We start from the raw sequence: 21,945 nt of genomic DNA, 5'->3' as shown, positions 1-21,945 counted from the left end.
GCCTAGAAACATTTTTCCAGGCCTTTTATATCTAAAGATTATTTTTTATAAAATTAACTACTTAGCGAGTTCTTGATCAATAAGCTCAGAGAAAACTTCCACAGGATGAGCTCCATTAATCATCATTCCGTTAACAAAGAAAGTCGGAGTTGATTTTACACCTATAGTTTTCCCCTCTTCCATAGTTGATTCAACTTTCGCAGTGAATTTTCCAGAGTCTAAACATTTAGTAAATTTATCAACATCAATTTTTAAAGCTTTAGCAGAATTTACTAACCCTTCACGGTCAAGCTTTGTTTGATCTGCAAACATCGCATCGTGCATAGTCCAGAACTTTGCCTTATCTTGCTCATGTACGCAAAGTCCTGCCTCTGCAGCTTTCTTAGCGTGGTTGTGAAACGGAAGAGGAAAGTTCTTAAAAACAACTTTAACTTTATTTCCATACTTCTTCTTAAGATCGTGAACGACTCCCGCCCCTTTTGAACAGAATGGACACTGAAAATCAGAGAATTCTACAATTTCAACTTTAGCATCTGCAGCTCCCATAAATGGTGCATCACCAGCAGTTACATTGAACATTGGACGAGTTGGTTCTTTGAAGTAAATTTCAACAGGTGTCTTCTTTGTTTTCTTAGCTAGCCAAGTATCGATTGCAATTTTCTTCTCTTCTATCAGAAGGTATTGCTGGATTCTCTGCTTCATTTGATCGTTTAAATGTTCCTTAGGAATGTTTTTCTCTTTAACAAAAGCATCTATCTTTTCTTTTGAAATTTTAATTCCTGAAGTTATATATTTTTCAAGGTATTGATCATTTGTAAGATCTTTCTTATTTGTGTCTTGCTCCATGAACACTTCTAGAACTCTTGCTTTCATTTTATTCATTTTGAGTTCAAAGACTTTCATTTCAGCTTCATATAATTCACTCTCAATCCCTTTAAAGAGATCATCTTTTGAAATTACTTTATCGCCAATTTTTACCCCTGCACTCATATCTGGAGCAGCTTTAAATAAAAATGTTGGCTTAGACTCTACTGATTTTGTACAAGAGTAAAATAGGACCCCTGCTAAGACTGCAATAGATACAGTTGTAAAAATATTTCTCTTCATTATGCGCTCCTTGCACTTATGTATTTACGATAAATATTCTATCTCAGTTAAGCTAATGGCTCAACTCATTCAAAAACTCTTTATAAATTTCGCACCCACTCAACAAGCTCTCATGGGTTCCAGAGGAAACTAAATTTCCTTTGTCTAAGACAAGAATCTTATTAGACTCAATGACGGTCTCTAGCCTATGGGCCACGATAAACGTCAAAGACTGCTCTTGAATAAGAAGAATCACCTTCCTAAGCGCCATTTCAAGTCTAGAATCTAGCCCTGAAGAAACTTCATCAAAGAGAACAATTGGCTTCTTTAAGTAGCAAGACCTAATTGCTGCAAGGAGTTGTTTTTGTCCGATAGAAATTGATTTCTGATCCAATTTCGTTTCGGGACTTACTCCCCAAATTTCAGAAATATAAGGAATTCTATCTTCCACCCACTTCCAGAAAGTATAGAAGCTTTCAGGAATTTCTTCACTTAGACAAATATTGAACGCAACACTTTCTGAGAAAATATGAGAATCCTGTGACACAATTCCAACCAACTCCCTGTAGCGAGTAACATCTTTAAATGATTCTCCAGGGAAAATCACTCTTTCACCGTCACTACCTGAGACAATAATCTCAGCTTTTTGAGGAATTAAATTACCACTTAGAATTTTTAGGAGCGTTGATTTTCCACAACCTGAAATCCCCACAATTCCAACTAACTCTCCTCTAGAGGCGCTGAATGAAATTTGATTTAAAGCAAAGGCAGGCTCCCCCTCTCTTCTTATTGGATAAGAAAACTCTTCAATCTCAATCGAAACTTGATCTAAACTCTCTTCTCTCTTTGTATGGCTTCTTGGTGAAGAGATCGTTTGGTCAAGGTCATACATAAATTCACTAATTCTATCTACTCCACTGGCCGCTCTTTGCACGTTAGCAATTTTTCCTGCAATATCTTTCACTGGTCCAATGGACCTTTGAATTAAATCTACAATAACGAGAATCACTGCCGCTTGAGTAATATGACTATACGGAAAAATAAGAACGACAAGAGCAAGGAGAAGTGGATAGAGAGATTCAGCAATTGAATAATAACCAGAGTCCCAAACATTAGATTTTAAAATTTTCCCTAGGTAATCATCGAAGACCATCTCAGATTTCTTTGAAGCATAATTTTCATGATTAGTGAAATAGGTCTCTCCTACTCCCCCTACAAGATTAGCAACCGTTTTATAAACGTTCCCTCTTGAATGCCTCACAGACAAGAAGATCTTTCTCATATACTTACTTCCGTAAATGAGTAGAGATGCTGCTAAGACTTCCGCTACAACAAGAGTAACACCCGTAACAGTATTAATTGTAATAAAGCTCAACATACAAGAAACAACAAAGAAGAGGTCAATGAAGATTCCAAATGTTCCAGAAGTCACAAGTTCTCTAATACTCTCCGTATCGTTTACAATCCGAGAGAGAACTTCCCCTTGAGGATATTTCTCTTCGTGTCCAGTATCGCCTTCTTGAATTTCATAACTTAGTATCCACTTTTCAAAGCACCAGCTTCTAACATTTTGAACTAAGTACTTCACATACTTATTAATGCATAATTGATAAAGTGCTCTATTTACGTAGACACCCATGAAGAGATAGAGAAGATTTCTAATACTATTATAGAAAATATCTTCGTTATTATAACTCTCCGCAAGCTTTGCAACGAGCTTTGGAACCAATGCCCCAAGTCCCGATGAAAGAATTAAGCAAATAATAATTAAGACTACATATCTTGAAGAGCCTTTAAAAAAGAATATGCTAGACCATTTGATTTTCGAAGTATTCATAAGTTTTTGTCTCTTTAGCTAGTAATATACTCTGCTCACCGTATTCCATTAATCCGTGATCTTTATCTAAGTAGAGTATGTAATCTGAAAGTTTAACTGTTGTTAATCTGTGAGAACTAAGAATAAATGTTCTCCCCACTGCAAATTCACTTTCTTTTAATTTATTAAATATTTGTTTTTCTAGAATGAGATCCACTGATGAAAATGGGTCGTCCCAAATAATGATTTCCCCATTAGAGAGTAAACTTCTAATCAAACATAGCCTCTTGCATTGTCCGCCAGATAGTCGCTTTCCGTTCTCACCAACTTCAAGTTCCAAGAGTTTTTCCATACTTGTTTCAAGATAATCTAGACCAAATAACCTTAAGAGATCATGGGCCTTCTTTATTCTCTCAGGGGTAATATCAGTTCCAAGAAAAATATTTGCACTGATCGTATCGTTATACAGATAAGGCTCCTGTGCAACGTAAGAAATTTTCTTACCTTTATTTAGAAGAACATTGGCCATTTGCTTAATGACTTCAGTTTTTCCACAGCCAGTGGTTCCAATTAACACATTCCACTTATCTTTTACGACTTCAAGGTCAATCTTCTCATCCCAGAGTTTGACTTTAAAAAATCCTTCTTCATCAATACAATGATTATCTTCTCGTAACTCAATCTCCTCAGGGCACTCATCTTTAATTGCAACGATTAATTCTTTAATTCTTGCCCAAGCACCAGCTGAACGAGCAAAGACCACACCAATCCATGAAAGAAACATCATCGGTTCTAAAAATAGAAAAACAAATCCAGAAAATAAAACAAGTGATGAAGCTCCAAGTTGCTCTACACGAATAATGTGAGCTCCCCAAAGAAGTGAAACCCCTACACCAAATGGAACGAGGGGAATAGAGAGCGCAATATTATTTCCTGCTTTGTAGAAGTTATAAAGCTCTGCCATCGAATGCTTCTTAAAGAGATTTATAAATGAATCTTCTACGTGATAGTTCTTTATTGTTTTCTTACCTGCATATGATTCCATAATGAAATTTTGAACTTCACCTTGCAGGTCCTGAGTCTTACGGTAGTACTTCTTATTTCGACTCACAATTATAGTGAATATAACAAAACCAACAAAGACTGGCGTGAGGGCCAAAAGAAGTCTTGGACTAAAACCAGATAATTTTGGGATAAGAACACTCATGGCAATAACAATATTAGCGACCTGTAAGAGTGCAAAACCTATAAGGGCCCTAACCTCTTCGAGATCATTTCCTACCACTTGAAAAAGTTGTCCCGCAGAAAATTTCTTGTACCTAATTGGATTAGAACTCTCAATTCTCTCTATGGCCTCTACTCTTAAATACTTTTGAAGAATTCTTGCAGGATAAAAGAATAAGAGTCTCGATGAAGTTCTAAAGACGATGATACCAAGCGCAAGGTAGGCAAACTTAATCGTATTAAAATCGTGAGTTTCACTTATTACAAAGTCAGCAAGCTCCTTTGCCATAAAAGGAAGCTCACTTTGAATATAATGGGTACAGTATAGAGCAATAAAGGCTCCAATATACCAAGGAAAGAATTCAATAAACTGATTTTTCAACAGTTGAAACAGGGTGACATCTAAACGTTTTTTCATAGAGATATTTATAGCTTATTTAATACTTATGGATAAGTTATATTCTTAATTTTCTAGAATATAATCAACTACTCGCCGCTACGCAAGGTAATCATAGATTGACACTTTTTTAAATCTCTCCTATATTTTTTGAACAATTCCACGCACCCGTAGCTCAGTGGGAGAGCATTCCGTTGACATCGGAAAGGTCACAAGTTCAATCCTTGTCGGGTGCACCATTTATCAGTACAATCTCCAAATGAATTTATTTATTACGCTAATTTTTGCAATCCTACTTAATCTCTCTTGCTACGCAACCTCTGAGCTTCAATTCTATAAAAGTGAAAATCTTCTTAAGTCTTTAAGCTTTGAAGAATTAAAGAGCTCTTTCAAGATTCATAAAGTAACCGTTTTCAATCCCTATACTTTAAAGCCAGAAACCTATAATGCCTTTTCTATGCGAAGGATTCTCCAAAGTATTTACAAAGACGAATGGAAGGATCAATTCGCCCTCACAGTAAGAACAAAAGACCGCTACACCCCTATTGTTGAAACTTATAAATTTAAAGAGCGTGAAGCTTATCTAGCCTTTTCTCGCGCAGACAATAAGAAGTTTGTCTCTCTAACCATGTATAAAGAAAAAGTCGTTGACCTCTCCCCTTATTACTTAATTTGGGAGGAGGACAAGAATAAAGTTCCTTCTAGAAGAAAAACTCACTGGCCCTATAAAGTAACTGGGTTTGAGTTGGTTTCAAAAATTCCAACCTTTATTATTCCTCCAGAAAAAGATCAGAAACTCAACTGGGGATATGAGAATGTGAGAAAGAATTGTCTCTCATGTCATACTGTCTATGGTTACGGCTCTACTAAAGTAAGTGAGCTAATCACAAATGGTACCACCAAGAGATATAGTGATAAGAAGCTGGCGAAATTTATTCACAACCCTAGAGGTATTAACCCTAAGAGTAAGATGCCGATGTTTTCTCCAAAAATAGATAAGAGAATTGATAGAATAAAGAATATCGTTCTCTATCTACGATATCTTGAAGATAAGAAGAAAATTAAGAGAGAGAAGTCGACAAAAAATCTCATTAAGACAATTGAAAAGCAGATGGATTAGAAAGATCCACCTATGCTAAACTTCATTTCCTTGGTTCCAATATCATTTGAAAGAGATGACATACCGAATGAAACTCTATCAATTATATATAACTTCTTTTCATCAAAGTAATATCCAAAACCATAAGATAGAGTGTTCGCATTTTCAGCTTCTTCGTGATTCCATTTCTGTAATCCAAGACCAAGCTCAAAGAAAATATTTGTGAATTTATAAACACCAAAAAGACCCAAGTCATAAATAAGAAATGACTCCGATGCTACGAGCTCTGTTTCTGGTGTTGAATAAGAATGAAAACCAATATTCCCTCTCACTCCAAAGTGACTAGAAAACCATAAGTGTGGAGTCCAGCTTAATCCAAACGTAGAAAGAGAAGTCTCTTCATCGTCTGAAATCATAATATAACTCAAGTCAAAGCTGGCCCACTGTGTTTTTAGATTAGACTTAGATTCTTTTTTCTTTTCTTTCTTTATTTCTGAGAAATCAATCTTGTCATCTTTGGCCACACTTTCTGACTCTATTGGCGCAGAGACTTCTTCTTCCTCAATTAATTCTTCTTGCTTAATTAACTTATCAACTTCATCATCTTTTAAAAAAGCAATCTCTTCAAGCTCACGCTCAGACACACTCTTCTTTTTAGTTGGTACAACAGATTTTTTCAATGGAGCTTTTTGAACTCTAGTCCCTCTTACTTTCTTTTTGCGACTTACACTCTTTGAAGCAGCTAACTTTTGAGGAGCAAAGGGAGCGGGCATTTTCTTTATGGAGCGACTCATCTGAGCGGCTCCTCCCAACTCTTCTAAAACTTCTTTCTTGTCTTTATAGAAAAGTGATATTGAATACTTTGTTTTTAAATGAGGAATGTCTTTTAATTTTGCTCTAAGTCTTCGCGATTCACTAAGTCTATTAAATTTCTTATTCACAAAGTGGCACTTATATTCCAAAACGCAGTGACTAAGTCTTGGAGCCGTATTCTTACAACTCCACTCCCCAATCGCCTTCGGCATCTTTGAGCCACGACAAAACTTCGTACTTCTTGCCATTGTTAATTCGGATCGAGCTTTAATGTAATTCAGTCCGCTTCTATTACCTTCAACAACAACACTAAAGCTTTCTTTTGCATTTTGAGCAAAAGTAGAAAGAGACAAACCAAGTGAGAAAACTATAATTTTAAATAACATATGAGATAATTTTACATCCAAATTTCAAGAGTTTATAGACCCTACAAAATTACCCTCCTATATTTAAACTACTAATATTATTAGAAAATATTCCAACTTTCCTCTAACTTTTAACTTAGCGCTTCATTACGTTTGGAACATTTGATGCTATAGTGCCAAAAATTCACACTATCAAGGTAGATTATATATGACTTTAAATGTAGATCCGAAGGCACTAGAAGCCCTTAATAATTTCAAACTCCCTGAAGATATCGGTTTTGGAAGAACTATGGTTCCAATTATGGCCGTTTGTGATTTTGAAAATGGAAAATGGGGAGAGCTTCAACTTCTTCCTTACGGACCTCTAGAGCTTGATCCTACAGCAAAAGTTCTCCACTACGGACAAGAGATTTTTGAAGGAATGAAGGCCTACCACTATGAAGGGCACGGTCCATATCTTTTCAGGGCCGATCAAAATGCGAAGAGATTTAACGAGTCGGCCAAGAGAATGGCCATGGCTGAAGTGCCAGAAGAAATTTATCTAGAAGCAGTCAGAGCTATCGTTGGCTATTCAAATGACTTCATCCCTGTACAATCGGGAGAATCCCTTTATATAAGACCATTTATGATTTCTACTGAAGAACATCTAGGGATAAAGCCAAGTGAGAAATTTAAATTTCTCGTTATCGCCTCCCCTTCAGGAGCCTACTTCTCGACAGGATTTTTAAAAGTATTGATTGAAAGAGAATTCATTAGAGCATGTCCAGGGGGAATGGGAGCAGCAAAGACAGGTGGAAATTACGCCGGAAGTTTAATTTCTGCACAAAAAGCAAAATCACTTGGTTTCCAACAAACTCTTTGGCTAGATGCACTTGAAAAAACTTATATTGAAGAAATGTCAGGAATGAATTTCTTCTCTGTAATCAATGGAAAACTTCACACACCAGAAATTCAAGACACAATACTTGATGGAATAACGAGGAACTCTCTTATTCAACTGGCGAAAGACCTTGGATATGAAGTTGTTGAAGAAAAAATGAATATTAATGATCTGCTTACTGCCATAGAAAATGGATCATGTAGTGAATGCTTTGCTTGCGGTACTGCCGCTATTATTACACCTATTGGAATGCTTGGTGATGCTGGGGGAAATGAATGGAATATAAAAAACCCTGAAGGACCTATCGCTAAAGAACTAAGAGAAACACTACTCTCTCTTCAAGAGGGAAGAATCGAAGATATCCATGGCTGGAGAGAAACTGTTAAAGTTATTTGTCACTAATAATAAAGGCCGCTTTTGCGGCCTCTATCTTTTCTAAATTTTAAAGTATTTTCTAATGCCCAGAACTCATTATAATTGAAGGGAATAATTCTAAACAGGCCATAGCAATTAGCGTTGGGCCAATCGCCGCAAGTAAAAGACCTAGAGGCTTAATACCGTCTTGACCAAATGAACCTTTAAGAATTCCAAAACCTGCTGGGTTTGGAGCATTGGCAATAACAGTAAGACCACCACCTGCGACGGCACCAGCAACAAGGTTATATTTAGCTGAATCAGTAAGCTCTACTAATGAACCTAAGTAAGTAAGTGCAGCATTATCAGTAATGGCAGTTAGAGCTGTCGCCCCAAAGAATAATGCTAGATCATCCATCTTTCCTAAAACTGGTTGTAACCACCAAGCTTGTTGTGCTCCAAGAGTAACAAGACCAGCTAGGAAGAAGCCAACAAGAAGTGACTCTTTTAATTTAATTTCGTCTTGATACTCTTTAGTAACTGTCGCAAATCCTAAGAAGAATAAGAATAGTCCAAGAAAGAAAACCATATGGTGAGCAGTGTAAACAACTAACCCCATAAAGATTAAGTGAGCAAGAGTCATCCACCAAGTAGGAACCATTTCATTATCATGTGCTTGTTTAACTTTTAACTTACCTGACAATTCATTCTTAAACATGAAGACAATAATCAAAGTCGAGATAATAATTGCAATTGCTGACTTATAACCAAAATGTGTAATCATATGCATGAATCCCCAATGCCACTTACCTGCAACCATTAAAACAGGAGGTGCTGCAAAGTGAGAAAGAGTTCCACCAATTGAAATGTTTACAAATAGAAGACCTAGAGTTGCATACTTAAATTTACTACTCATATTTTCATCTGAGTAGAAGTAATCAAGAAGGATTAGTGCTGTAACAGTCATTGCTGCAGGTTCAGTAATAAAAGAACCAAGAAGCGGACCAATAACTAGAGCTGAAAAATAAAATGCCATCTTACCAGGAAGTGGGATTAATTTTGAAAGGGCCAAAATTATTTTTTCTGCAAATAGAATCACAGGTCTTGTCCCCGCCATACACATAATGACAAAAACAAATGCTGGTTCAGTAAAATTTAACCCTTCGAGGTACTTCATTGCACCACCAACAACAGTGTGCCCATCTTCACCAAAAACCATTAGCCCCTGAGTAGACGCCATATAACCAATAAGAATAGCTGCCCACATTCCAAAAACGGCTTCAACTTCCCCTAGGAAGTGAAAAATATTTTCGCCGATAGATCCTTTTGGATATTTATGAGCGAGGTGCTCAAATTTTGAAACAAGAAAAGTGTGGAGAACAGCGCACACGAAAAGTATTGTCCCCACTAATTGAACGTTAGTTGGATTCACTTAACACTCCTAGTTGTTAAACCGAGTTCCAAACTCGGAGAATTGGATAAAAAAAATGATAACTAGCTAAATTTTAACCCAGTATCCAAAACTTAGAAATGTATTTTTTCAGAAAGATTGGGCCAAGAAATTTGGCCCAGAGAATTATTTAACCGTCATTTCCAATTGATGCTACTGGACAAGCTTCCATCTGCTCAACACAGAGTTCAACTTCTTCATCAGTAGTTGGTTGCTTCATTATATAAGCATTACCATCTTCATCTTCAGCAAAGAATTCTGGAGCGCCCGTATAACACACATTACATGCAATACACCCTTCTCCGTTATCATCATCTGGATCTGTACAATACCAAGCACCAGCAATATTCTTTTCGTGCTTCATGTCCTTATTGGCCATCTCGTTCTCCTTAATCTTTTCAGTTTACTAACTATTATATCAATATTTAGTGAAAGACTATACTTAGTAGGTCTAAAATATAGCTAAAGTCTTAATCATTTCAAGTATATGCTATACGTCATTCTTGTCACTTTTCTTTAATAATGGCAAAATGCACCTTCGACTTGAAGTGAACCCAATGGCAAATGGAGACCAAAATGGAGCAGAATGCACTAGAGAGAGCTAAGGCTTGGGCAGAGAATTCATACTTTGATGAAGAATTTAGAAAAGAGATACAGAATCTTATTGATATTGGTGACGAAAAAGAAATTATTGAGAGATTCTACAAAGACCTCGAATTTGGAACTGGTGGAATGAGAAGCATCATTGGTGCCGGAACAAATAGAATTAATACATACACAATTAGAAAGGCCACTCAAGCGCTGGCTAATGAAATAATTAGATCAGGCAAAGAAGAAGGTCTATCTGAATTAAAAATAGCCATCTCTTATGACAATAGAAGATTCTCTTTTGAATTTGCAAAAGAAGTCGCTAGTGTCATGGCCGCAAATAATGTCCACGCTTATATTTATAAGAGATTAAATCCAGTCCCTCTTCTAAGCTTTAGTGTTAGACATCATAAAGCTCAAGCAGGAGTTATGGTAACAGCTTCTCATAATCCTCCAGAGTATAATGGATATAAAGTATTTTGGAATGATGGAGCTCAGGTTACTCCACCAAATGATTCAAATATTATTAACAACTATAATTCAATGACTGATTTCTCTAACGTTAAAACAATGAACTTTGAAGATGGTCTTGAAAAAAATCTTATTCACTGGGTTGGTGAAGATGTTGAGAATTTATACTTTGAAGCGATTAACTCAAAAGCTGTTAATGCCAAAATGTGTAAAGAAGAAGGAAGTAAATTAAAAATAGTTTATACACCAATTCACGGAACAGGATTTATTCCTTGCTCAACCGCCCTAAAGAATCTTGGATTCACAAATGTTCAAATTGTAGAAGAGCAAAAACTTCCAGATGAGGATTTCCCGACTGTAAGTTCTCCTAATCCAGAAAACCCAGAAGCCCTCGCTCTCGCGGTAAAGCTAATGGAAGAGACAAATGCTGATGTGGCCTTTGGTACAGACCCCGACACTGACCGAGTAGGTATTGCTTTCAAGAAAAATGGTGAAATCATTTATTTAAATGGAAATCAAATTGGTGTTCTTATGGTTCACTATATGATGAGTGGACTTAAGAAATCTGGAGCGATGCCAAGTAACCCATACTTTGTAAAAACAATTGTTACGACGCCATTACAAGATTTAATAGCTGAGAGCTTTGGAGTAGAAACATTCAACACTCTTACAGGATTTAAGTGGATTTGTGGGAAAATGAATCAACTCGAAAAAACAAATCCAGAAAAGAATTTCGTCTTTGCAACTGAAGAGTCTTTTGGATATCTCAATCATGAATTCGTAAGAGATAAAGATGGAGTAAGTTCAATTACCCTACTTAGTGAGATTTGCTTACACCATAAATTACAGGGAATGGATTTAGTAGACGCTCTCGATAAAATTTACGAAGAGTATGGGTTCTCATCAGAGACACTTCTCAATTTAAATTATTTTGGAAAAGAAGGTTCCGAGAAAATAGCTCGGATCATGGAAAACTTTAGAGCCTATTCAGACAAGACTTTTTGCGGCGAAGAAATCAGCTACTTAGAAGATTACTCTACTGGTGAGTCTAAATCTTTTACAGAGTCTAAGCTATCGAAACTTGACCTACCTACTAGTAATGTTCTAGGTTTCAATTTTACAAATGGAACTAAAGTTTACATGAGACCATCTGGAACTGAACCTAAGATTAAGTTCTATATAATGATTCAGGAAAAAGAAGGCTCACTAGACGAAAAGAAGAAAAAGGCCCTTGCTAAGACTGATGAGTTCTTAAGCTACATCAAGGAGCAAGCTGATAAGGCCTAAATAGAGGTTAGAAATGTCGAATAAGTCCAAAGAATTAGCAGTAGTTTTAGTTAGCGGTGGAATGGACTCTCTCGTAACAGCGGCTATGGCCAATGAAGAACATGAGAATATGGCATTTCTCCACTTAAACTACGGACAGAAGACTCAAGACCGTGAGCTTGAGTGTTTTACAAAAATTGCAGACTTTTATAATGTTCCAAAATCTCTTAGAAAAATAATTGATATAAGCTTCCTCACTCAAATTGGAGGAAGCTCACTTACAGATGATTCAATTGACGTAAAGAACTATCAAGGCGAGAGCGAAGAGATCCCTGATAGCTACGTTCCTTTTAGAAATACTCATATCGTTGCCATGGCCGTTTCATGGTCAGAAGTTGTCGGTGGAAAGAAAATTTATATTGGAGCAGTTTACGAAGATTCATCAGGATACCCAGATTGTAGACCTTCATACTATAAGGCCTTAAATAACCTTATAAAAGAAGGTACGAAAGATGGGGATATCGAAGTTGTCACTCCTGTTATTCACATGAAGAAAGAAGAAATTGTTAAAAAGGCCATTTCTCTAAACGCTCCTCTATCTTCTTCGTACTCATGCTATGCTCGCGGCGATAAGGCCTGTGGGATCTGTGACTCTTGCGCTCTAAGGCTTAGAGGCTTTCAAATTGCTGGACTTGAAGACCCTATTGAGTACGACCAAAGACCAAATTACCTTTAGTCTTTTGCAAGCCTTCTTGTCACAATTGTTAAAGCGTGTTGAGCTTGATTGATAAGCTCTAGGTCTCCACTAATAATTCGAATCTCAAGAGCATCAGTTAGCAATTCCTCGGCCTTAGAAATACTATGTTGCTCAAACTTACACTTTCCATAATACTCAAGAATAGTCACTTCAAATTTTTGAACTTTTTTTTCATTTGAACTTCTGCAAACTTCTAAGGCGTGATGAAAGAAACTATCTGCCTTAGCAAACTTCCCCATCCATTGATAAGTTACAGCAAGTCTAATCTTTACAGAGAAAGCGGAGAGCTTCTTCTTATGCTTTTCATAGAGAGCAATAGACTGCTCGTAGAAGTCATGTGACTGATTAAGTTCAAATACAATTCTTGAATAGAATCCAATGTGAGAGAAAATCTTTGCTTTAATAAGTTCTTCACTTTCTTCACTAGCAGCTTCTTTTAAAAAATTTATTCCTCGGTGCATTTGATCTGTATCAACTGGCACTTCCCTAAGGTCGTCCGCAATTTCAATATTCATATTAAATGGAATTTCAGAAATATCCATAGACTAGTGACAATCCTTAATATTCTTAAACAACTCTTCAAGATTATTTAAATCATTCACTTTCAATTTCTCATCAATGCCAGACTTAATATCTTGAAGAACACTCGGCCCCTGAAAAATAAAAGATGAATAAATCTGACAGGCCTTTCCACCACTCTTCCAAAAATCCCAAACATCTGAAAAATTTGAAATTCCACCGACTCCAATAAAATCTAGCTCAGGAGTGTCTTTCATAATTTCTAGAAGTCTTTCTCTAACAAGACGCCCCTTCTCAGTTAAGAGCTTACCAGAAACTCCACCAATACCTCTATCTTCCATAATTGTTGTATTAGTTGCAATAATTCCACTTAGCTTAAACTCGCTAGCAAGACTCACAATCCCCTCTAGAGAATCCAGAGGAAGGTCTGGTGAAATTTTAATAAAAAGTGGTGTTCTACAAGTCTTTCTCTCGTCTTCTAATGACTCAAAGATTTCTCTCATGCTCTCATGTCTTTGAAGATCTCTAAGACCTGGAGTATTTGGAGAAGAAACATTAATTACGAGATAGTCGCAGTGGTCTTTAAAGGTTTTAAATAATTTTAGGTAATCGAGATGAGCTTCCTCTGCACTGGTGGTCTTATTCTTACCAAGGTTAACCCCTAGAATTTTTCCTACTCGGTCACTCGCTTGTATATTTCGAAGTATCTTCTCTGCTCCGTCATTATTGAACCCCATGCAATTTCTTAGAGATTCTTCTTCAATATATCGAAATAATCTAGGTCTATCATTTCCTATTTGAGCAAGGGGTGTAACCGTTCCAACTTCTACAGCACCAAAAGGAATCCTCGAAAAGAAGTTTATGGCCTTCGCATTCTTATCAAGTCCTGCAGCAAGCCCTACCGGGAAGCTCCAATTCATAGAATTAAGCTTCACTTGATACTTCTTTAAGTCTTCGATGTCTCCGCCAAAGGCATCGGCCATGGCCAAAGGAAAATTTGAGAGTGCTTTTATTGAAAGTTCATGGGCCTTTTCAGCATCCATCTTGAAGGCCATAAACTTAAAGAAATCATAAAGCATTACTTATGCCTTTAGTAGAGTTGAACAAAGTCATTCTCGTGAACAGAGCCTCCGGAGTGCAAGACAGCAATTGAGCCGTCGGCACCAAAGTAATCGATGACTTCAATTGTTCCTTTAACCGTTCCCTTAGAAACACCTATTAAAGCGCCTGTTTCAGGATCAAAAATTTCCTCTCCCTCCGACATGACTTTTAGAATATCTCCAATATTAAGTCCTGAATTTCTTCCTGCATTTATATAGATTTTAGTTCCAACAATTTTAGCCACTCTTCCAACCCAGTCGAGTTTTGAAGAGACTGCTAGAATTCTAGGGATTGCTTTTCTTACCGCTATCTTTACAACATAGCGAAGAAGATCTCTTCTATACTGAAGCTTCGTCTCTCTATCTCCCTGAAAGAATCTGAAACTACTATCATCAGCAAAACCTCTAAGAGTTTCTGAGTAAATTTCTTTATTACCATTTACATCAAAGATCCGAACTTCAACTTTAGACTCTGTATAAGACTTTGTTTCACGAACAACACCAATCTCATCAACTTTCTCTCTAATTCTGGCGTCGATAATTCTTCCAAAGAGAACAAAGTTTAATCCTGCAACTTTTGCTTTTCGAGATAGCTGAACTAGCTTTACCCCACCACCGGCGTAAATTTCTTTAGAAGAGCCAAATAATTTCTTCGCCATTGGGTCTACGACAAATTGTCCTGTTCTTGATAATTCTCTTCTAAACTCTTCCGTGGCAGTAACACCTAAGTCTTCTCCACCATAAGGAGATTCATTAAAGAAAGTAAGGAGAGCAACTCTCTTTTTAACCCCGTTAAAAAAAGTTCGAGGCTCCGTTCGAGGTCTATTCCCATGCGCGCTTCTATCAATTGTTCCAAAGCTACATGAAGTTAAAATTAAAGATATACTTATTAGAGAAACAACTTTCTTATTCAAGTCTTTCACTGGATTACCCCTGACCATTTTCTTTCTTCTCTGGCGTTGATATTTCTTTATCTACTAGATTAATTGTAAATGGACTTTCTTCATTTTGAAAAAATATTTTCTTCTGCCCATCTACTTCTAAATTCTTCGTTCTTAGAAGTGTTCCCTTTAGGTCATCAATTGTTCCCTTAAAGAAAATTCTAAGTTGTGCTCTATCTCTATTGAAAGATTCTACTTTAACTTTCAAGCTATGAGTTAGCCCCATAGATGAGAGATACTTATCCACTTCATCAATCTGCTTAACTGAGTTAGCTCCTATGACATCAATTCTAAAACTCTTTCTTCCAAGAGGAAAGTGAGAGATATCTCTAATAAGGCTCTCCCACTTCGCCACAGGTAGACGATAAACAAGGCTTGCAGAATTACTAGAAAGGTCTTTAGCTGTAGAGAATGTTGCCTCTTCACTTATGAAGTCATAATGAGAAGCTAGGCGATTAGACTTCAGATCAAAGAGTAAGTACTCACCACCAAAGAGAAATGTTCTCTTTTTAAAAGTTTCATCTTCTGCAACTTTTTGAACGTTCACTTTTACTTTCATCCAAAGAGAATCTTTTAGCTGATCATCCACAGAGATGAGTGCATTTTGTTGCTCTTTTGCAAGATCATTTTCAATACTTGAAATTTGATTGAGAGATGAACTTGCCTCTGAGAGCATTTTTAAATGTGAATCAAGCTTCTCTTCTTCATATGAAGTTGTAACGATAACATTATTTACTTTTCCTTGAAATTTATCTTCAAACCATCTCTTCCAATGCTCTTTTAAAACACTAGTGAAATCATTTTCAAGCTCTACTCCAAGATCTTGCCAAGACATTTCTCGCATTGAAAACTCAACAGTGACAAATAGATTCTTATATATTCTCTTTTCTCCACCTCGAGTGTAGCCGTAGAACATATCATTTAATAACTTTCGATTAACCTTCGCTTGAATATTCATGTAGCGACTATTTGGAAATTGAGGAGAACGAGACATTTTTTTTACGGAATACGAGGCGAGAATTTTTTGAAGTTTTCCATATCTTGCTTTAAGAGTTAGCTTCTTTGATCTAAGAGAATCCTCATACTGCTCTTTCTTTCTTCCACTAAGCTTTGTCTCGGAAGATGTTATTCCGTAAGACTTATCGAGGTTTTCTTTTATAGGAGAAAAGTATGAATCAAACTTTTCATTATACTTTGCCCAGAAAACCTCCGAGCTATGACCCATTTTTGAAAGCTCTTTAGTAATTATATCCTTAACGGCAGCATAAAGTAATTGCTTCTTAACAAATGTGAGAGAGTCTCCATCTCTAGAAACAAACCTTCCTTCACCATTTGTTAGGTCGTCTTTTGCACTAACATTAACTGTTAGTACTAAAGCTAGTACTAACGTGATCATTCCCTTCATCACTTATTCTCCATCCTTGAAGTCTATTGCATTGCTGGATCTTCAACTCTCCCATCAACAATAAACTGAACTGAATTACCATTAAAAAGTTCATTCACACGCGCGGCCATTTGTGGTGTTGGATTAACTAGAAACTCTTCTCCTAGTGGCAATCTTGCCCGTCCATCATTTGCACTAAAAATAACATGCGCAGGAACACTTCCTCTATAGCTCAAGAGTACCTGCTTGAATCGATCAAGTTTAGTCTCCGAAAGCTCTTCCATTTTAACATTAATTCGAATTGAAGTAACCCTATCCTCGGCCTGATCTTTCAATAATTTCACATTATTAGGAAAAAACTTGCGTGGCTCTTCCGCTAAATTCACATTTCCACTTATAAGTACTGGCTCATCACCACTTAGCAGTTCTCCGAATTCGGCAAAAACTTTCGGAAAGACAATACATTCAATCTTTCCAGAGAGGTCTTCAAGCTGAGCGAAGCACATTTTATCGCCCTTTTTGGTCATGATATCTCTCTTTTCAGAGATCAATCCAGCGAGCATCATATCTCTCTTATCACCACCAGTAATATCATGAGCAGTTGCTATATTCATTGATGCAAGTTTATCCATAATATCGCTATAGCGATCTAGTGGATGACCTGAAACATAGATTCCCATCAACTGAGCCTCGTAAGCAAGCTTCTCTCTATCATCAAAGTCATTCGTGATTTGAATATCTAACATCTTCATTGGATCGTTAGAGTCGTCATCTTCTTCAACAGGGGCCATATCGAAAAGACTAACCTGTCCAAGTTCTTTAGCGTGCTGAAGTTTCTTAGCGTAAGTAATAATCAGCTCTGCATTTTCAAGCATAGTCTTTCTATTGAGCTTTTGCTCGCTCTCATCAAAAGCCCCTACCTTAATTAACGATTCAATAACTCTACCGTTAACAATTTTTAAAGAAACTCTAGTACAGAAGTCGATGAATCCTTTAAATGGACCATTTTCAGATCGCTCTCTAATTAATTCTTCAACAGCATTCTCACCAACATTCTTAATTGCTCCCATACCAAAGCGAATATTTTCCCCAATGACGTTAAAGAGCCAAAGAGACTCGTTCACATCAGGAGGGAGAACTTCAACGCCATGGTTTTTAGCATCGTTAATGTAGATAGTAACTTTATCAGTATTAGAAAGTTCAGTCGAAAGAAGTCCCGCAAAGAAACATGATGGATAGTAGTACTTTAAGAAAGCAGTTTGGAATGAGATGTATGAATAAGCAACAGCGTGAGATTTGTTAAAACCATATTCCGCAAAACTTGCCATTAACTGATAGAGATCTCCGGCCTTTTCAACATCGAACCCTCTCTCAGCTGCACCTTTTAGAAAGATCTCCCTATGTTCTTCAATAAGAGAAATCTTTTTCTTTCCCATCGCCTTTCTAAGAATATCTGCTTGCCCTAGAGTATAGCCAGCCAGAACTCTGGCAATATTCATCACCTGTTCCTGATAAACAATAATTCCATAAGTATCTTTTAGCAGTGGTCTTAGCTCTTCAAATGGATAATGCTCTTTCTGCCTACCATGCTTGATTTCCACAAATTGATCATGCATCCCAGACCCCATAGGACCTGGTCTGTAGAGAGCATTAATCGCCGTAATATCATCAATACTATCAGGCATAATTCTCTTACAAAGGTCAATCATCCCTGATGATTCAAGCTGGAATACACCAATAGTATTCCCATCACCAATGAAGTCATAAACTTTAGAATCTTCATAATCAATTTCTTCAATATCAAAATCTTTAACATGATCTCTTTGAACAAATTTAGAAGCATGATCAATTACTGTGAGAGTTTTAAGTCCAAGAAAGTCGAATTTAACAAGACCAATTTCTTCTGAAAAGTCCTTATCAAATTGAACAACCTTCTCGCCCTTGGCACCTTTAAAAAGAGGGCAATACTCAACAAGGGGCTTACTCGTAATAATTACACCAGCGGCGTGAATCCCCGCGTGACGATATAAACCTTCAAGTCTTCTAGAGATGGTAAAGATCTGTCTAATCTTTGGATCGGTATCGATGAGTTCTTGAATCTTAGGCTCCATCTCAATGGCCTTCTCAAGATTTATTCCAAGTTCATCTGGAATAAGTTTAGACAACATATTCGCTTCTGCAAAAGATAGATCAAAAACTCTTGAAACATCTTTCACAACCGCTTTCGCCTGCAGTTTACCAAAAGTAATAATCTGCCCTACTTTATCTTCTCCATATTTTTCAGTTACATATTCAATAACTCTTTGACGACCAGCTTGACAAAAATCAACGTCAAAATCGGGCATGGAAATACGTTCAGGATTTATAAATCTTTCAAAGAGAAGGTTATATGGAAGTGGATCAATATTTGTAATCGTCATCGCGTAAGCCGCAAGAGAGCCCGCACCAGAACCACGTCCAGGACCTACAGGGATTCCATTATTCTTTGACCATTGAATAAAGTCAGCAACAATTAGGAAGTAACCAGGAAATCCCATCTCGATAATCATATCGACTTCATATTTAAGTCTGTCCCAATACTTAGGCTCTTCTTCAGTCTTCCAATTATCTTGAGCGACTAATTTAGTAAAGTGGGGACCTCTAAACCTTTCTTCAAGTCCTTCCTTACAAGATCTTCTAAAATATTCATCAGGAGTTTCACCCGTATCAATTGGATAGTCAGGAAGATGATAAATTTGATTTCCCTTCTCATCTGTCCAAGAAAGTTCAACATTACACTTATCCGCAATTTCTAAAGTGGCATCGCACGCCTCAGGGGCGTAGTGAAATTGTTCACGCATTTTCTCAGGAGATTTGTAATAAAACTCCTGAGAAGTCATCTTCATTCTATTTTCATCAGCAAAAGACTTCCCTGTCTGAATACAAAGAAGAACTTCTTGTGCTGTCGCATCTTCAGGAGTCATGTAGTGAGCATCATTTGTTGCTACAACTTTTACTTTATTGTTCTTGGCATATTCCAAAACTTTTCTATTAACATCGGCCTGTTCTGGAATTCCATTTTCCTGAATTTCTAAGTAGAAGTCTTCATAACCAAAAACTTCTTGTAATTTCTCAATTGCTCTAACGGCCTTATCATCTTGCCCTGTAAAGAAGTTATAACCTACTTCTCCCTTTAAACAGGCCGTCGTACAAATTAGACCTTCGGAATATTCTTTTAAAAGTTCTACGTCGGCCCTTGGCTTATAATAGAAACCTTCTAGGTATGCTCTCGAGAGAAGCTTACAAAGATTTTGATAACCAGTATTATTCTTTGCGAGTAGTATAAGGTGATGAATGTGGTGATTTGATTCCTCTTCATCTTGATTGGAAACACGGGCCGATCTTCTTGCAGATTTTCGATCAAATCTCGAACCAGGAGTGAAATAAATTTCAGATCCTAGAATCGGCTTGATACCTTCGCTCTTACAACGCTTATAAAAATCAATTGCTCCGAACATATTTCCATGATCAGTTTGAGCAATAGCAGGAACACCCATTTCTTTAGCAGCAGGAATTAAATCCTTTAATCTAATTGCACCATCTAGCAGTGAATACTGCGTATGCAAGTGAAGATGAACAAAGCTATTTGGATGTGTCTCTAGAAGCGATGAAGATTCGTTTTCACTCATATTGAATGCCTCGTGATTCATGCGTCGTGTGTGTGGTGTCGCATATATTTTCTATACTCAGATTAAAGCAAATTAAGCACAAAATGTCAGTCGATTTCCCTCATACTGCACTCTCCCATTCGGCTGAATAGTTCATGAATACATATTACGGCGCAACGCAGCAATTCAAGACTTTCTCTTGCCCAATTTTATATTTTAGTTATTATAGGAACTTACAAATGTTTAAAATATCACTTATAACTCTATTCATCTCATTTCAATGCTTTGGAAATCTTGTAGAATTCCCAAAACTCTACACGCGCGCGGAAATGAAGCGCTTATCAAAGACAGAATTCAAACAAATCCTAGATGAAGCGGGCGCTGCACTTCCACTAAAACAGAACTATCCTCCTCAAAAACCGGGGGAAGTCGCTTTTATTCATCATGAATGGAAGGATGCTGGAGCAGCTCTTCATGAAATAGCTCAAATTATAAAGATAAATAAGTCTCACACCTCAAAGGGTCTAGCTTTCCTAAAGAGGTGCGCCATGAATAAAAACATTCTCACTGAGTTTGCGGCCATCTGCCTCACTCACTACAGTGTATTTTACAAAGTCTATAAAAAGGTTAAAATTAATAAGAGAGATTTCCCACAGGAAGTGATTAACCTCTCCTCTTTCATCGTCGATTAACTGAGAAATAATCCACACACAAATTGATCTAGTAGTATTTTTAATTAGTTGGCACAATTTCCACTAGTTAAATATTACATACTCACTTGATTACACTAGGTAAATGGATATAGGTTAAATCACCATGGCTAAAAGAAAGAAGAAAATCCCATTAAGTACCTCTCAACTAGAGCTCTTTGCAGATCGGCCAGTTGAAATGGACAGAAATTTTCACTTAGGTGGTAAGAGTTTCTACTTCTTCGACTTCGATGACAATGTTGCAACACTCGCAACAACAATAATCATTTTCCATAAGAAAACAGGACAAGAGCTTCAACTCTCGAGTGCGGCCTTTGCTGGTCACCATAGAGAAATTGGAATCACTGGCCTCTATCAAGATTACTTTATTGATTTCAATGATGAAAAAGGAAGTTTTAGAAACTTCCGCGATCAAAAATATTCTTTAAAAGACAAGAAGCAAAGATTCATTGAAGATGTTGAAGAAGCTCTTTCAAAGAAAGACTTTAATTGGAAAGCTCCTTCTTGGAATTGCTTTTTCCACGCAGCTCATAACCAGAGACCTGTATCAGTTATTACAGCAAGAGGTCACGAACCAGAAACAATTAAGAAAGGAATCGATCTTCTCGTACAAGACGGACATCTTACAAAATCACCTAATTACTTAAGTATTTACCCTGTAAGTAACCCTGAAGTTAGGGATCATCTTTCAGGTGGTCAAGAAGCTGCCTCTATTGCTGATTTAAAAAGAGGGGCCATCAGAGAGTCTGTTGAGATGGCCATAGAAAAATATGGTTATAGTGATCACCACAGATTTGGAATGAGTGACGATGACCCTCATAATGTTGAACTCATCACTGAAGAGATGAAGTCTCTTAAACAAGATTACCCGCAAATGAGTTTCTTTGTAATTCAAACCTTTAGCGATTCCTTCACCAAGACCGAAGTTCTTCAGCATAGAACTCGAGATATTATTACTCAGAAAGAGTCTATTGCTGATCAAATGCACTTATTTCTTTAGAGTAATTACCGTATCTTATGGCCGTCTACTTTATTGACGGCCCTTGAAAATCCTACAATCATCCTCATTCATCTCTAC

The 21,945-nt window shown here is 36.9% G+C and carries 17 protein-coding genes and 1 tRNA gene; 7 read left to right on the top strand and 11 right to left on the bottom strand.

Annotation, left to right across the window (positions count from 1 at the left end):
* Positions 1-57: 57 nt before the first annotated feature.
* Genes CES88_RS08320 through CES88_RS08310 form a run of 3 tightly spaced genes read right to left on the bottom strand, consistent with a single transcriptional unit; the run spans position 58 to position 4,544 of the window.
* Positions 58-1,107 (bottom strand): thioredoxin domain-containing protein, encoded by a 1,050-nt coding sequence (locus CES88_RS08320; protein ID WP_290733259.1) that lies wholly within the window; start codon positions 1,105-1,107, stop codon positions 58-60.
* 52 nt (positions 1,108-1,159) lie between these two features.
* Complete coding sequence (locus tag CES88_RS08315; RefSeq protein WP_290733258.1) at positions 1,160-2,923, bottom strand: ABC transporter ATP-binding protein; 1,764 nt, start codon at positions 2,921-2,923, stop codon at positions 1,160-1,162.
* Positions 2,895-4,544 (bottom strand): ABC transporter ATP-binding protein, encoded by a 1,650-nt coding sequence (locus tag CES88_RS08310; RefSeq protein ID WP_290733257.1) that lies wholly within the window; start codon positions 4,542-4,544, stop codon positions 2,895-2,897. The genes CES88_RS08315 and CES88_RS08310 overlap by 29 nt, the downstream gene beginning before the upstream one ends.
* Before the next feature lie 143 nt (positions 4,545-4,687).
* Between CES88_RS08310 and CES88_RS08305 the strand changes: the two genes are divergently transcribed.
* Together CES88_RS08305 and CES88_RS08300 are read left to right on the top strand one after the other, a co-directional pair.
* Positions 4,688-4,762: transfer RNA gene (locus CES88_RS08305), tRNA-Val, on the top strand.
* A 20-nt stretch (positions 4,763-4,782) separates the two neighbouring features.
* Entirely contained in the window at positions 4,783-5,643 is an 861-nt protein-coding gene (locus tag CES88_RS08300) for a hypothetical protein (protein WP_290733256.1), read from the top strand.
* On the opposite strand, the gene CES88_RS08295 is transcribed toward CES88_RS08300, so the two are convergent.
* Positions 5,640-6,821, bottom strand: a complete 1,182-nt coding sequence (locus tag CES88_RS08295) for a hypothetical protein (RefSeq protein ID WP_290733255.1) — start codon at positions 6,819-6,821, stop codon at positions 5,640-5,642. The two genes, CES88_RS08300 and CES88_RS08295, sit on opposite strands and share 4 nt — an antisense overlap.
* A gap of 187 nt (positions 6,822-7,008) precedes the next feature.
* Here CES88_RS08295 and CES88_RS08290 point away from each other — a divergent pair, with 187 nt between their 5' ends.
* Positions 7,009-8,082: a branched-chain amino acid aminotransferase gene (locus tag CES88_RS08290; RefSeq protein ID WP_290733254.1), complete on the top strand. Its 1,074-nt coding sequence runs from the start codon at positions 7,009-7,011 to the stop codon at positions 8,080-8,082.
* A 52-nt stretch (positions 8,083-8,134) separates the two neighbouring features.
* Here the strand turns inward: CES88_RS08290 and CES88_RS08285 are convergent, their stop codons facing one another.
* Together CES88_RS08285 and CES88_RS08280 are read right to left on the bottom strand one after the other, a co-directional pair.
* Positions 8,135-9,466, bottom strand: coding sequence for a putative Na+/H+ antiporter (locus tag CES88_RS08285; protein ID WP_290733253.1), 1,332 nt, complete (start codon positions 9,464-9,466; stop codon positions 8,135-8,137).
* Positions 9,467-9,614: 148 nt separating this feature from the next.
* A complete protein-coding gene (locus CES88_RS08280; RefSeq protein WP_290733252.1) occupies positions 9,615-9,863 on the bottom strand; it encodes a ferredoxin in 249 nt (82 codons plus the stop codon).
* A 197-nt stretch (positions 9,864-10,060) separates the two neighbouring features.
* Between CES88_RS08280 and CES88_RS08275 the strand changes: the two genes are divergently transcribed.
* Positions 10,061-11,830: a phospho-sugar mutase gene (locus tag CES88_RS08275; RefSeq protein WP_290733251.1), complete on the top strand. Its 1,770-nt coding sequence runs from the start codon at positions 10,061-10,063 to the stop codon at positions 11,828-11,830.
* Between the two features lie 13 nt (positions 11,831-11,843).
* A complete protein-coding gene (gene queC, locus CES88_RS08270) occupies positions 11,844-12,545 on the top strand; it encodes a 7-cyano-7-deazaguanine synthase QueC (RefSeq protein WP_290733250.1) in 702 nt (233 codons plus the stop codon).
* Here the strand turns inward: queC and CES88_RS08265 are convergent.
* Genes CES88_RS08265 through dnaE form a run of 5 tightly spaced genes read right to left on the bottom strand, consistent with a single transcriptional unit; the run spans position 12,542 to position 20,178 of the window.
* Entirely contained in the window at positions 12,542-13,108 is a 567-nt protein-coding gene (locus CES88_RS08265) for a tetratricopeptide repeat protein (RefSeq protein ID WP_290733249.1), read from the bottom strand. The two genes, queC and CES88_RS08265, sit on opposite strands and share 4 nt — an antisense overlap.
* A 3-nt stretch (positions 13,109-13,111) precedes the next feature.
* A complete protein-coding gene (locus tag CES88_RS08260; protein ID WP_290733248.1) occupies positions 13,112-14,164 on the bottom strand; it encodes a quinone-dependent dihydroorotate dehydrogenase in 1,053 nt (350 codons plus the stop codon).
* Positions 14,165-14,175: 11 nt separating this feature from the next.
* Complete coding sequence (locus CES88_RS08255; RefSeq protein ID WP_290733247.1) at positions 14,176-15,108, bottom strand: hypothetical protein; 933 nt, start codon at positions 15,106-15,108, stop codon at positions 14,176-14,178.
* 4 nt (positions 15,109-15,112) lie between these two features.
* On the bottom strand, positions 15,113-16,531 hold the full coding sequence (locus tag CES88_RS08250) for a hypothetical protein (protein ID WP_290733246.1): 1,419 nt from the start codon (positions 16,529-16,531) through the stop codon (positions 15,113-15,115).
* A gap of 23 nt (positions 16,532-16,554) precedes the next feature.
* On the bottom strand, positions 16,555-20,178 hold the full coding sequence (dnaE, locus tag CES88_RS08245; RefSeq protein WP_290733245.1) for a DNA polymerase III subunit alpha: 3,624 nt from the start codon (positions 20,176-20,178) through the stop codon (positions 16,555-16,557).
* A gap of 218 nt (positions 20,179-20,396) precedes the next feature.
* Between dnaE and CES88_RS08240 the strand changes: the two genes are divergently transcribed.
* Together CES88_RS08240 and CES88_RS08235 are read left to right on the top strand one after the other, a co-directional pair.
* On the top strand, positions 20,397-20,849 hold the full coding sequence (locus CES88_RS08240; protein WP_290733244.1) for a hypothetical protein: 453 nt from the start codon (positions 20,397-20,399) through the stop codon (positions 20,847-20,849).
* A 124-nt stretch (positions 20,850-20,973) separates the two neighbouring features.
* Positions 20,974-21,867 carry a hypothetical protein gene (locus CES88_RS08235; protein WP_290733243.1) on the top strand — a complete coding sequence of 298 codons (894 nt, stop codon included), beginning with the start codon at positions 20,974-20,976 and terminating at the stop codon, positions 21,865-21,867.
* Positions 21,868-21,945: the final 78 nt, after the last annotated feature.

Source organism: Halobacteriovorax sp. JY17 (assembly GCF_002753895.1).
Lineage (GTDB): Bacteria > Bdellovibrionota > Bacteriovoracia > Bacteriovoracales > Bacteriovoracaceae > Halobacteriovorax.
This window is presented reverse-complemented; position numbering and strand designations above follow the sequence as displayed.

Excerpts from the sequence above, each read along its gene's own strand:
- CES88_RS08320 (WP_290733259.1), bottom strand. The coding sequence starts at position 1,107 with ATGAAGAGAAATATTTTTACAACTGTATCTATTGCAGTCTTAGCAGGG.
- CES88_RS08315 (WP_290733258.1), bottom strand. The coding sequence starts at position 2,923 with ATGAATACTTCGAAAATCAAATGGTCTAGCATATTCTTTTTTAAAGGC.
- CES88_RS08310 (WP_290733257.1), bottom strand. The coding sequence starts at position 4,544 with ATGAAAAAACGTTTAGATGTCACCCTGTTTCAACTGTTGAAAAATCAG.
- CES88_RS08300 (WP_290733256.1), top strand. The coding sequence starts at position 4,783 with ATGAATTTATTTATTACGCTAATTTTTGCAATCCTACTTAATCTCTCT.
- CES88_RS08295 (WP_290733255.1), bottom strand. The coding sequence starts at position 6,821 with ATGTTATTTAAAATTATAGTTTTCTCACTTGGTTTGTCTCTTTCTACT.
- CES88_RS08290 (WP_290733254.1), top strand. The coding sequence starts at position 7,009 with ATGACTTTAAATGTAGATCCGAAGGCACTAGAAGCCCTTAATAATTTC.
- CES88_RS08280 (WP_290733252.1), bottom strand. The coding sequence starts at position 9,863 with ATGGCCAATAAGGACATGAAGCACGAAAAGAATATTGCTGGTGCTTGG.
- CES88_RS08275 (WP_290733251.1), top strand. The coding sequence starts at position 10,061 with ATGGAGCAGAATGCACTAGAGAGAGCTAAGGCTTGGGCAGAGAATTCA.
- queC (WP_290733250.1), top strand. The coding sequence starts at position 11,844 with ATGTCGAATAAGTCCAAAGAATTAGCAGTAGTTTTAGTTAGCGGTGGA.
- CES88_RS08265 (WP_290733249.1), bottom strand. The coding sequence starts at position 13,108 with ATGGATATTTCTGAAATTCCATTTAATATGAATATTGAAATTGCGGAC.
- CES88_RS08260 (WP_290733248.1), bottom strand. The coding sequence starts at position 14,164 with ATGCTTTATGATTTCTTTAAGTTTATGGCCTTCAAGATGGATGCTGAA.
- CES88_RS08250 (WP_290733246.1), bottom strand. The coding sequence starts at position 16,531 with ATGAAGGGAATGATCACGTTAGTACTAGCTTTAGTACTAACAGTTAAT.
- dnaE (WP_290733245.1), bottom strand. The coding sequence starts at position 20,178 with ATGAGTGAAAACGAATCTTCATCGCTTCTAGAGACACATCCAAATAGC.
- CES88_RS08240 (WP_290733244.1), top strand. The coding sequence starts at position 20,397 with ATGTTTAAAATATCACTTATAACTCTATTCATCTCATTTCAATGCTTT.
- CES88_RS08235 (WP_290733243.1), top strand. The coding sequence starts at position 20,974 with ATGGCTAAAAGAAAGAAGAAAATCCCATTAAGTACCTCTCAACTAGAG.